This window comes from Nesterenkonia maliinae (assembly GCF_051262655.1).
Classification (GTDB): Bacteria; Actinomycetota; Actinomycetes; order Actinomycetales; family Micrococcaceae; genus Nesterenkonia.
The window spans coordinates 243,829-255,148 of sequence record NZ_JBIMEY010000004.1; the positions used below are offsets into that span (position 1 = coordinate 243,829).

General features: G+C 68.5%; 7 protein-coding genes. 4 read left to right on the forward strand and 3 right to left on the reverse strand.

The window, feature by feature from the left end; all coding sequences use genetic code 11:
- Window positions 1-226: 226 nt before the first annotated feature.
- The 3 genes from ACHAA4_RS10005 to ACHAA4_RS10015 form a co-directional block, all read right to left on the reverse strand.
- On the reverse strand, window positions 227-2,812 hold the full coding sequence (locus tag ACHAA4_RS10005; RefSeq protein ID WP_435774029.1) for a DEAD/DEAH box helicase: 2,586 nt from the start codon (window positions 2,810-2,812) through the stop codon (window positions 227-229).
- A 32-nt stretch (window positions 2,813-2,844) separates the two neighbouring features.
- Complete coding sequence (locus ACHAA4_RS10010; protein ID WP_435774030.1) at window positions 2,845-3,891, reverse strand: homocysteine S-methyltransferase family protein; 1,047 nt, start codon at window positions 3,889-3,891, stop codon at window positions 2,845-2,847.
- A 109-nt stretch (window positions 3,892-4,000) separates the two neighbouring features.
- Window positions 4,001-4,702 (reverse strand): GNAT family N-acetyltransferase, encoded by a 702-nt coding sequence (locus ACHAA4_RS10015; RefSeq protein ID WP_435774031.1) that lies wholly within the window; start codon window positions 4,700-4,702, stop codon window positions 4,001-4,003.
- 88 nt (window positions 4,703-4,790) lie between these two features.
- Between ACHAA4_RS10015 and trhO the strand changes: the two genes are divergently transcribed.
- From trhO to ACHAA4_RS10035, 4 genes are all read left to right on the forward strand, one after another.
- On the forward strand, window positions 4,791-5,741 hold the full coding sequence (gene trhO, locus ACHAA4_RS10020) for an oxygen-dependent tRNA uridine(34) hydroxylase TrhO (protein WP_435774032.1): 951 nt from the start codon (window positions 4,791-4,793) through the stop codon (window positions 5,739-5,741).
- The gene (locus tag ACHAA4_RS10025; protein ID WP_435774033.1) at window positions 5,738-7,372 is read left to right on the forward strand and encodes a DUF7059 domain-containing protein; all 1,635 of its coding nucleotides are present in this window, start codon (window positions 5,738-5,740) and stop codon (window positions 7,370-7,372) included. The genes trhO and ACHAA4_RS10025 overlap by 4 nt, the downstream gene beginning before the upstream one ends.
- Window positions 7,373-7,461: 89 nt before the next feature.
- Window positions 7,462-10,278, forward strand: coding sequence for a type I DNA topoisomerase (gene topA, locus ACHAA4_RS10030; protein ID WP_435774040.1), 2,817 nt, complete (start codon window positions 7,462-7,464; stop codon window positions 10,276-10,278).
- Between the two features lie 15 nt (window positions 10,279-10,293).
- Window positions 10,294-11,320, forward strand: a 1,027-nt coding sequence (locus tag ACHAA4_RS10035; protein ID WP_435774034.1) for a Ppx/GppA family phosphatase, incomplete at its 3' end; no start/stop codon positions are given.

An 11,320-nucleotide genomic window follows, 5' to 3' on the forward strand; every position in this document is an offset into this window, starting at 1 on the left:
CAGCACCACGGCTGAGCCTCGTGGGCTCCACCTATGGTGAGAACAAGCCGCTTCGTGATCCGGGACCACCCTTGAACATGGGGTTGGTGAGTGACCGTGAACGGATCGTCGGATCACCGCGCGTGCGCGGATCTCCAGGTCACTTCTCTTGAAGCAGGTTCAATCGTAGCTCACGTTTCAGCGTCGCACTGCGCGCATTCATATTCCGTCACGGAGCCGGGTGTGTTCAGTTCTGTGCCGCCGGGGAGTCGAGAGCTGGCCCCGGAAGGGATCCCTGAGTGGGCCCCGGAGCGGGGGCGGATCTCTCCGGCCGAGCGGCGAGGATCGCGCGCAGCAGGTTCAGCGCCGGCTGCTTCTGAAGCGGGTTGTTCTTGTTGCCGCACTTCGGGGACTGCACGCAGGAGGGGCAGCCCGTGGCGCAGTCACAGCCGGCGATGGTCTCAGCAGTGGCGCCGATCCATTCGGCGGCCAGCTCGAAGCCGCGCCGCGCGAACCCCGCCCCACCGGGGTGACCGTCATAGACGAAGATCGTGGGCAGCTCCGTGTCTCGGTGCAGCGCGGTGGAGACACCGCCGATGTCCCAGCGGTCCCCAGAGGTCAGCAGCGGCAGCAGCCCGATCATGGCATGCTCCGCGGCATGCAGCGCGCCGGGCACATGCTCGGGGATCACTCCGGCGTCCGCGAGCTCCGTCTCCGGGGCGGTGATCCACATGGCCTGGGTCCGCAGAGAGGAGGGCGGCAGGTCCAGCGGCTCGTCGGAGAGCACCTCCGAGGAGCCCAGCGCCTTGCGCTGGAAGCCGACCACGGTGCTGGTCACCTCCACCATCCCGGAGTGCAGACGATAGCGGCCCCAGTCAGCGGCTTCCTCGACCAGCAGCACCTCGATCGAGGTGGTCTCCCGGGCCTGGGTGTAATAAGGCGGAGTGGCGGGGAAGACCAGCACGGCGCTGTTCTGGCGGTCCAGCTCTTCGACGATGTAGCTGCGCCCCTGGTGGACGTACACGGCCCCCGGATGGGCCTGCGGCTGCGCCTGGGCGGAGCCCATGTCTCCGATCACGGTGCCGTCTTCCGAGTTCACGATCGTATAGGGACCGCCGCCGTCGGAGCGCAGCTTCACCCAGGCGGCGGCCGAGACGTCGTCGTGGGCGAAGAACCAGCCGCGCGGCCGACGTCGCAGATGCCCCTGCTCGGTGAGCGACTCGATCAGCCAGGCCTCGAACAGCTCAAGGTCAGACGTGGTCAGCGGGAGCTCCTGCGCTGCGGCGAGGATATGCGGCGCGGCCACATGCGGGTTGGTGGGATCGGTGACCGCATCCTCGACCGCGGTGTCGAAGATCGCCTCGGGATGGTCCAGCAGATAGGAGTCCAACGGGTCATCTCCAGCGATGAAGAACGCCGCTCCACGCTGCCCCGAGCGCCCCGCGCGGCCCAGCTGCTGGAAGAACGAGGCCCGGGTGCCGGGCCAGCCGGCGATGATCACCGCGTCCAGGCCCGAGATGTCGATCCCCAGCTCCAGAGCAGGCGTGGATGCGACACCGAGCAGCCGCCCCTCGCGCAGCGCGTCCTCGAGCTCGCGGCGCTCCTCCTTGAGGTACCCGGAGCGGTAGGCCGCCACCCGCCCGCGCAGGTCGCGGTCCACGTCGGCGAGTGAGTCGGCGGCGATCTGCGCGATGGTCTCGGCGCCACGGCGGGACTTGATGAACGCGAGTGTCCGATGGCCGGCGACCACCAGGTCGGTGAGGATGTCAGCCGCCTCCACGGTGAGGCTGCGCTTGAGCGGCGCCGCGTTGTCACCGGTCAGCGAGGAGTACGAGGCCTCCCAGAGGTAGACGTCCACGGCTCCGTGGGGGGAGGTGTCCTCGGTGATGGCCTGGACCGCGCTGTCGGGGTGGCCGATGAGCCGGGAGAACGACGTCGCGGGGTCACCGCTGGTGGCAGAGGCTCCGGTGAAGACCGGGTGGGCCCCGTAGTGCGCGCAGATCCGCCGCAGCCGGCGCAGCAGCAGCGCGATGTGGGAGCCGAAGATCCCGCGGCAGCTGTGCGCCTCGTCGATGATCACGTAGCGCAGCCGCGCGAAGAACCGGGCCCAGGCCCGGTGGTTGGGCAGTATTCCGACGTTGAGCATGTCGGGGTTGCTCAGCACCACATTGGCGTGCTGGCGGATCCAGCGACGCTCGGCCGGATCGGTGTCCCCGTCATAGGATGCCGGACGGATGCCGCCCTGGGTCCCGGCAGGCCCTGTGGCCTCGGCGAGCTGGGTCAGCGCGTCCAGCTGGTCGGCCGCCAGCGCCTTGGTGGGGGAGAGGTAGAGCATAGTGGTGCCCACGCTGGACGGGGGACCAACGCTTCCGAAGGCCGACCCGGCGATGCGCGGAGCGGCGGCGTCCCCCGCCGCACCCGCTTCTGCCCCACCGCCGGGCGCGTCGCCGCCGGCGCCGCGATCCTTGCCGGTTCCAACGGTTCCGCCGGTTCCGTGTGCTGACCTCGGCAGCGTCCCGCGCGGGCCCCCGCAGATCTCCGCGAGGCCGGGCAGCTGGGTGCCCAGGGACTTGCCCGAAGCCGTGCCGGTGGCCAGGATCGTGTGCCGCCCGGCATGCAGCGCCTCGGCCGCGTGCACCTGGTGGGTGTAGAGCCCCGAGACGCCCAGCTGGCGGTAGCCCGCGCGCAGCTCGGTGGGAACCCAGTCGGGCCAGTCGGTGGTGTGGGCCTGCCGCGCCGGGAGGGTGCGGACGTGGCGCAGCGGACCGGCGTCGCCGATCTCAGCCGTCAGACCTGCACGGCGCAGCAGCTCAAAGGGTTCCTGGTCGGACATCACCCTCAGGCTACGTCAGGAACCGATGGCGCTCAGGCCCGTTCGCCCAGGGACCGGATGTGTGCGGGCAGCCGATCATGGGAGCCGTACATGAAGTGATTCTCCATGCGCTCGGAGTAGCGGCTGGCTTCGGTGCTGCGGCCCACCGCTTCGGAGGTCTCGCGGATGTGCATCGGTGAGGCGCCGCAGCAGACTCCGAGGTAATTGATGCCCAGGCCGTAGGCCTCCTTGGCGAACGCGCCGATCTCGTAGCGGTTGGTGAACAATGGATCCAGCGCGGTGGGGAAGGCCCTGCCGTGCGGGGACGGCACGCTGGCGCGGACATCCGAGAGGTTGAAGAAGGTGGGTTCGCTCGCTGTGGTGCGGTAGGGCACGGGCAGCGCGGCCACATGGCAGGAGACGGCCTCCCGGATCTGACGCAGCCAGGGCATCATCGTGTCCGGCCCGCGGAAGCAGTTGAGCCCGACGACGTCGGCTCCGGCCTGCTCCAGGCGCTGGCAGGTCTCGACGACGCCGAGCCCATCGGCCATGTCTTCGAAGGCCATGGGCGCAAGGGTGAGCACCACCGGGAGTCCGGAGGACCGTGCCGCCTCGAGGGCCGCGAGCGCCTCGCCCGCGTAGTAGAACGTCTCGCCGATGATCAGGTCTGCGCCCTCCTCCACCGCCCAGCCGACCATCTCGTCGAACATTGAGCGCACCTCGTTCTGGCGCTGGACGTCGGTCGGATCCCAGATGTTGGTGTTGGAGATGTTGCCGGCCATCAGGTCCCCAGGTCGCGCATCGGCGACCTCACGGGCGATCTGCAGGGCCGAGCGGTTCAGCGGCTCAAGCAGATCCTCCTTGCCGATGACCCGCATCTTCTCGCGGTGTCCGTTATAGGTGAACGCCTCGACGATGTCGGAGCCGGCGCGCTGGAAGTCCCGGTGCAGGGCACGCAGCGCCTCGGGATCCTCCAGCGCCACCTCGGGAACGAACTCTCCTGCAGTGAGGTACCCGCGGCGTTCGAGCTCGAAGAGGAACCCTTCGGCGCAGATGACGGGTCCAGCATCAAGGCGATCGGTCAGGGGGTTGGTGGCCATGGGCGCTCCTTCAGCGGCAGAGTGGCGCTGCCTCAACATTCACTGGGGTGTGAACAATTGAACTTAACGCAGCGAGTTTGCCGATCATACCGCAGGAGCGGTGCCCGGCCTAGCCGTTGAGGTCATCGAACTGCGAGTGGCTGGGCCGCAGTCGTCCACCGGAGGTGGCGCCGTAGACATGGACGTCGCCCAGCAGGGTCCAGCCCAAGAACTCGTAGAGCTCGCGACCGTCGCCGGTGGCCACGAGCAGGCCCTCTTCGACGTCGTGCTCGTGGGCGATGGCGATCAGCGCGCGGGTCACGTAGGTGCCCAGGCCCTGGCGGCGGTAGTCGTTGTTCGTGTAGATCCGGTCCAGGATCGCGTAGTGGTCGACGGTGGCGACCCGGCCGCGGGCGGCGACCTTGTCACCGTCGCGCACTGTGAAGCGGGTCCAGCCGTCGTGGTCCTCGCGCGTGGTGGTGTAGCCCTCTGGCGTGATCGGATCCTCGACGTCCTGGGTGTCCATGTCCACCACCATGAGCTTCTCCTCATCGCTGATGAGCTGCAGCCCCTCGATCGTGCCCTGGCTCAGCGACTCGGCCCCGGGCTCGGCGATCACGGTCAGCAGCCGAGCGGAGTCCTTCGTGACGGCGGAGGCGATCTTGCGCAGATCGGTCTCCCGCGGGGCGTACAGCACGTACTCCCATTCGTCGGAATCTCCGGAGCGCAGAGCTGAGTGGACGTTGCCCTCGTGCTGGACGTCGTAGTCGTGAGTCCGCGCCCATCCGGTTACCCAGTGGCGGACAAGGTCATCGCTCAGCTCAGAAGTCATAGTCCGACCATACAAAGAAAAAGCAGCGCACCGTGAGAGGACGGGACAACGAGTTCATAAAGATGTTGTTCAGAACTACCCTTGAGAGGTGAGCATGTCCCGGATCGTCCTCTATTACGCCTTCACCCCTCTCTCGGATCCCGAGGCGGTGAAGCTCTGGCAGCACACGCTCTGCCGGGAGCTCGGCCTCAAGGGCCGGATCCTGATCTCCCCGCAGGGGATCAACGGCACCGTGGGCGGTGAGCTCAAGGCGGTCAAACAGTATGTGAAGCAGACCAGGGCCTACGCCCCGTTCCGGGAGATGGCCTTCAAATGGTCCGACGGCGGGGCGGAGGACTTCCCGCGGCTCTCGGTCAAGGTCCGCCCCGAGCTGGTGGCCTTCGGGGTGCCCGAGGAGATCGAGGTCGATCAGCACGGCGTCGTCGGCGGCGGTGAGCATCTGCAGCCACAGCAGGTCCATGAGCTGGTCGAGTCGAAGCGAGCCCAGGGCGTGGAGGTCGCGTTCTTCGACGGCCGCAACGCCATGGAGGCGCAGATCGGCAAGTTCAAGAACGCGGTGGTTCCCGAGACCGAGACCACCCGGGACTTCATCGCCGAGCTGGATTCCGGCAGATACGACCATCTCAAGGACCAGCCGGTGGTGACCTACTGCACCGGCGGGATCCGCTGCGAGGTCCTCTCGGCGCTGATGCGTCGGCGCGGCTTCGAAGAGGTCTACCAGATCGACGGCGGGATCGTCCGCTACGGGGAGACCTTCGGCGACGAGGGCCTCTGGGAGGGTGAGCTCTACGTCTTCGACTCCCGGATGAACACCCGCTTCTCCCCGGAGGCGAAGACCATCGGGCAATGCGTCTGCTGCTCCAACCCCACGAGCACCTTCTATAACTGTATGGATCGGGGATGCTCCACGCTGCAGCTCTACTGCGAGGACCACCGCCACATCCCCGAGACCACAAGCTGTGAGAACTGCCGCGCCCGGCTCGAGCAGGATCCCTCCGACCCCAATGCCGGCGCCCTGGGGAAGGTGCGCCGCGGATGAGCCCCACCGAGCTGCCCGCCCCGGCCGCCGACCCGGAACTCATCGCCGCCCTGCGCCAGGACCTGCTCGCCGCAGAGTTCACCAACGAGCGGGTCGCCCAGCTGCTCGGCGCGGACGCGCTCGCCGCCATGGAGCGCGATCAGCTGATCCCGGGCATGCTGCGCATCTCGGAGCTGCTCTCCGCGGAACCCGCTCCTGATCCCTGCGCCGTGCTCGCCGGACTGTGGCTGCTCGGGCTCGAGATCTCGGCCGGAGCGCTGCGGGCCGCGCTGCCCCGCCTCGGTGTGGAGGGTCTGCGCCGGCTCAACCTGGTGCACCCGGCAGCTGAGACTCAGCGGGCCGCCGACGACGTCGAGCTGTACCGCCCCAGCGTGGACCTTCGCCCCTACCAGGCGGAGCAGGAACAGGGTCTGGCCGACCTCTGGGTGGCCAGCGACCTCCCCGCCGCGCAGCTGCAGGGCCCGCTACACCCCGAGCACGTCCTCGGCATCGGCGGGGCCAGCCTGACCCTGGCCGCGAGCATCCACCGCACCCCGGTGCAGCGCGCCCTGGAGATCGGCACCGGCTGCGGGATCCAGCTGATGCACCTGCTCGATCATGCCGAGCACGTGGTGGCCACCGATCTCAGCCGGCGCGCCCTGGACTTCACCGAGTTCAACCTAGGCCTCAACGCCCCCGCGCTGCGCCTGGATCCCCGTGACCTCGGGGCCCGGGTGGAGCTGGTGCAGGGCAGCCTGCTGGAACCCGTCGCCGGACAGAGATTCGACCTGATCATCTCCAATCCGCCCTTCGTCATCACCCCACGCCCCAGGGACGAGCAGATTCAGGCCCGCTACACCTACCGCGACGGCGGCCGGGCGGGGGATGAACTCATGGCAGAGCTGATCAGTGCCCTGCCCGAGCACCTGGCCGACTCCGGGACCGCGCAGCTGCTGGGCAACTGGGAGATCCAGGACCAGGACGCCTGGGACGCCCGCCCGCGCCTCTGGTGCGCGGGGTTCCCCGCCGAGGTCGACGCCTGGTTCATCCAGCGCGACCGGCAGGACAGCGCCCAGTACGCCGAGACATGGCTGCGCGACGCCTCCACCCAGCGCGACCCGGAGAGCTACCGCCGGCGCTACGCCGACTACCTCGAGGACTTCGCCTCCCGGGCGGTGCTCGCGGTGGGATTCGGGATGATCTTCCTGCGCCGCCGCAGCCCCGAGGCGCACGCGATCACGCCTTGGCGGAGGTTCGAAGAGCTCACCGGTGCCGTGGAGCAGCCCCTGGGGCCGGTCCTCGGTGCCACCGCGGCCCGGGCAGAGAGCGTCGCCCGCGACCGGCAGGCGGTGTTCGACACGGTCCTCGCCGTCGCCCCCGACGTCACCGAGGAGCGCCACCAGCGTTTCGGCGCCGTCCACCCGGAGGTCATCCTCGCTCGTCAGGGAGCTGGGCTGCGTCGCAGCCGCGCAGTCTCCAGCGCCGCCGCGGGACTCTTGGGCGCCGCCGACGGGGAGTATCAGGTCGCCGCGCTGATCACCGCGGTCGCGGCGCTGATGGCCGATGAGTCCACAGATCAGGAGGATCTCGAGCAGGCGCTGCGCGGCGAAGTCCTGGAGCTCTACGTCGAGGGATACCTCAGTGAGTCTTGATTCCACCGGACTCGACGTGTTCTGCTCGCTGATATATTGAGCACTCGACGGCCAGCCCACTGCTGAGCGCCCGAGAACGCAGCGCAAGAATTCCCTCAAGGAGATCAGTGCCCGAAGGCAAGAAACTCGTCATCGTCGAGTCCCCGGCGAAGTCCAAGTCCATCGCCAAGTATCTCGGCGATGACTTCATCGTGGACGCTTCCGCCGGGCATATCCGTGACCTGCCACAGCCCTCCGAGCTGCCCACCGACATGAAGAAGGGCCCGTTCGGCCGGTTCGCGGTGAACCCCGACGACGGCTTCGCGCCCTATTACGTGATCTCTGACTCCAAGAAGAAGAAGGTCACTGAGCTCAAGCGGGCGCTCAAAGACGCCTCGGAGCTCTATCTCGCCACGGACGCCGACCGTGAAGGTGAAGCGATCGCCTGGCACCTGCTGCAGGTGCTCAAGCCCAAGGTCCCGGTCTACCGGATGACCTTCACCGAGATCACCAACGAGGGCATCACCCGCGCGCTGCATAACGTGCGCCAGATCGACGACGACCTCGTCGACGCCCAGGAGACCCGACGCATCCTGGACCGGCTCTATGGCTACGAGATCTCCCCGGTGCTCTGGCGCAAGGTCGGCAAGGGCCTCTCCGCAGGCCGAGTGCAGTCCGTCGCCACCCGCCTGGTCGTCGAGCGCGAACGCGAGCGCATGGCCTTCATCCCGGCCGGCTACTGGGACCTCTCCGGAAGCTTCGCCACCGCCGCCGGCGACGAGTTCACCGCCAAGCTCAACGCCGTCGACGGCGCCCGAGTGGCCACCGGCTCCGACTTCAACGACCGCGGCGAACTGAAGTCCACCCGATCCAAGACCGAGGTCAGCGTCCTGGACCGGCAGGCCGCCGAAGAGCTGTCCGCGAACCTGACCGACGCGGAGTTCACCGTGGACTCGGTCGAGGACAAGCCCTACTCGCGCCGCCCGCAGCCGCCGTTCATCACCTCCACCCTGCAGCAGGAGGCCTCGCGCCGGCTGCGCTTCTCCTCTCGGGCCACCATGCAGGTCGCGCAGCGGCTGTATGAGAACGGCTACATCACCTATATGCGTACCGACTCGGTCACGCTGTCCAACGAGGCGATCACCGCCGCGCGCCGGCAGATCACCGAGCTCTATGGGGCCGACCACGTCCCCGCCAGCCCGCGCCTCTATTCCAAGAAGAGCGAGACCGCGCAGGAGGCCCACGAGGCGATCCGCCCCTCCGGCGACCACTTCCGCACACCCGGGCAGGTCGCCAACGAGCTCTCGAAGGACGAGTTCAAGCTCTACGAACTGATCTGGAAGCGCACCGTGGCGTCCCAGATGGAGGACGCCAAGGGCTTCACCGCCTCCGTCCGGCTCAGCGCGACAGTCGCCCAGGGACCCCAGGCCGGGACCACCGCCACCTTCGGCGCCTCCGGCACCGTGATCACCTTCCCCGGCTTCCTCGCCGCCTACGAGGAGGTCCGCGAGAACACCTCGGAGGACGACGACGCGAAGGCCGGCAAGGCTGATAAGCGACTCCCCAAGATCGAGACCGGAGAGCGGCTGACCGGCCGCGACGTCCAGGCCAAGGGTCACGAGACGACCCCGCCCGCGCGCTACACCGAAGCCACGATCGTCGCCGAGCTGGAGAAGCGCGAGATCGGCCGGCCCTCGACCTACGCGCCGACCATCTCGACCATCATGGACCGCGGCTATGTCACCAAACGCGGCTCCGCGCTGATCCCCTCCTGGACCGCGTTCAGCGTGATCCGGCTGCTGGAGGAGCACTTCGGCAAGTACGTCAACTACGACTTCACCGCCCGGATGGAAGAGGACCTCGACCAGATCGCGCGCGGCGAGCTGCAGCGCGAAGCCTGGCTGCAGGGGTTCTACTTCGGCGCCAAGGACGGCGTCGATGGGCTCAAGCACGTGGTGGAGAACCTCGGCGAGATCGACGCCCGGGCTATCAACTCCATCGAGATCACCCCCGGGGTGAACCTGCGGGTGGGCCGCTACGGCCCCTACCTGGAACGTCCCAACCCCGACGGGGTGGTCAACGCCGAGGGCGAGCTGGAACCCCAGCGCGCCAACCTGCCGCAGGACCTGGCACCCGATGAGCTCACCGCGGCCAAGGCCGAGGAGCTCTTCGAACAGGCCCAGTACTCCGGACGCGTGCTCGGCACCGACCGAGAGACCGGTCGGGAGATCGTCGCGAAGGACGGCCGCTACGGCCCCTACGTCACCGAGCTCATCGAAGAGATGACCGAGGCGCAGCTCGAAGAGCACCTGAAGTCGCTGCCCACCGAGTACTACAAGAACGGCAAGCCCAAGCCGAAGAAGAAGCCGGCGAAGGAGAAGCCCCGCACCGGCTCGCTGCTCTCCGACATGACCCTGGAGACCGTGACGCTGGAACAGGCGCTGCGGCTGCTCTCGCTGCCCCGCGTGGTCGGCGCCGATGAAGACGGCGAAGAGATCACCGCGCAGAACGGCCGCTTCGGGCCGTATCTGAAGAAGGGCTCGGACTCCCGCTCCCTGGAGACCGAAGAGCAGATGTTCACCATCACCCTGGATGAGGCGAAGGCGATCTACGCCCAGCCCAAGCAGCGGGGACGCCGGGCGGCGGTTCCGCCGCTGGCCGAGTTCGGCGCCGACCCCACCTCGGAGAAGCAGGTGGTGGTCAAGGACGGCCGCTTCGGCCCCTACGTCACCGACGGCGAGACCAACGTGACCGTGCCGCGCAGCGTCTCGCTTGAGACGCTGACCAAGGAGCACGCCTACTCGCTGCTGGCGGAGAAGCGTGCCGCCGGACCTAAGAAGCCTCCGGCGAAGAAGCCCGCTGCGAAGAAGGCACCGGCCAAGAAGAAGGCTCCAGCCAAGAAGACCACCGCGAAGACTGGATCCTAGTCAAGGAGTCACCTGATGCGTCTCGGCGTGCTGGATATCGGTTCGAACACCGTGCACCTGTTACTGGTGGATGCTCATCTCGGGGCCAAACCAGAGGCATTCGCCTCCCACAAGCGACCGCTCTCCCTGGTCAAGCATCTCGACGAGGCCGGAGCGATCACCGACGAGGGTCAGCGCGAGCTGATCGGCTTCATCGCTGAGGCGGCCCGGTTCGCCGCACGGCACCGCGCCGAGGACCTGCTCTCCTTCTGCACCTCCGCCCTGCGTGAGGCCGCCAACGGGGAGGCGGTCCTGCAGCGGGTCGTCGCCGAGACCGGGGTGGAGCTCACCGAGCTCGCCGGCGCCCAGGAGTCCGCGATGACCTTCTTCGCCGCCCGACGCTGGCGCGGCTGGAGCGCCGGGGACATCCTGAACTTCGATATCGGCGGCGGCTCCTTCGAGATCGCCTATGGACGCGACGAGCTGCCCGCCACCGCGGTCTCGCTGCCGCTCGGTGCAGGCCGGCTCACCCGGGACTGGCTCGGGGAGGACCCGCCCACCAAGGACCAGGTCAAGACGCTGAAGGGCTATGTGCGCGAAGAGCTCGAGGCCGCGCGCCGCGAGTTCCCGACGCTCAGCGGTCATACCGAGGTGCTCGCCACCTCCAAGACCTTCCGCTCGCTCGCCCGGATGACCGGCGCCGCGCCCTCCGCCGAGGGCCCCTACGTGCCGCGCAGCCTGGCCTACGCCGAGCTGAAGCCGCTGGTGAAGAAGCTCGCCACGATGACCGCCGCCGAACGCGCCGAGCTGCCCGGCGTCTCAGCGCTGCGCGCCCGGCAGGTCTTCGCCGGAGCCCTGGTCGCCGAGCAGGCGATGAAGATCTTCGGCATCGAGACGCTGCAGATCTGCCCCTGGGCGCTGCGCGAGGGCCTGATCCTGCGCCGACTGGACTCCCTGGTCCGCGACGGCGCAGTGGCGGTGCCCGCCGCTCCCGGGGTCGGCCACGTCAACCTCGGACGCGAGCTGCGCAAACCCTCCCGCGGCGAGGTCCCCGGCGGCCGCC

What these genes read in the sequence shown, in the direction of transcription:
- ACHAA4_RS10025 (WP_435774033.1), top strand. Translation starts at nt 5,738, where the DNA reads ATGAGCCCCACCGAGCTGCCCGCCCCGGCCGCCGACCCGGAACTCATC.
- ACHAA4_RS10010 (WP_435774030.1), bottom strand. Translation starts at nt 3,891, where the DNA reads ATGGCCACCAACCCCCTGACCGATCGCCTTGATGCTGGACCCGTCATC.
- ACHAA4_RS10015 (WP_435774031.1), bottom strand. Translation starts at nt 4,702, where the DNA reads ATGACTTCTGAGCTGAGCGATGACCTTGTCCGCCACTGGGTAACCGGA.
- ACHAA4_RS10005 (WP_435774029.1), bottom strand. Translation starts at nt 2,812, where the DNA reads ATGTCCGACCAGGAACCCTTTGAGCTGCTGCGCCGTGCAGGTCTGACG.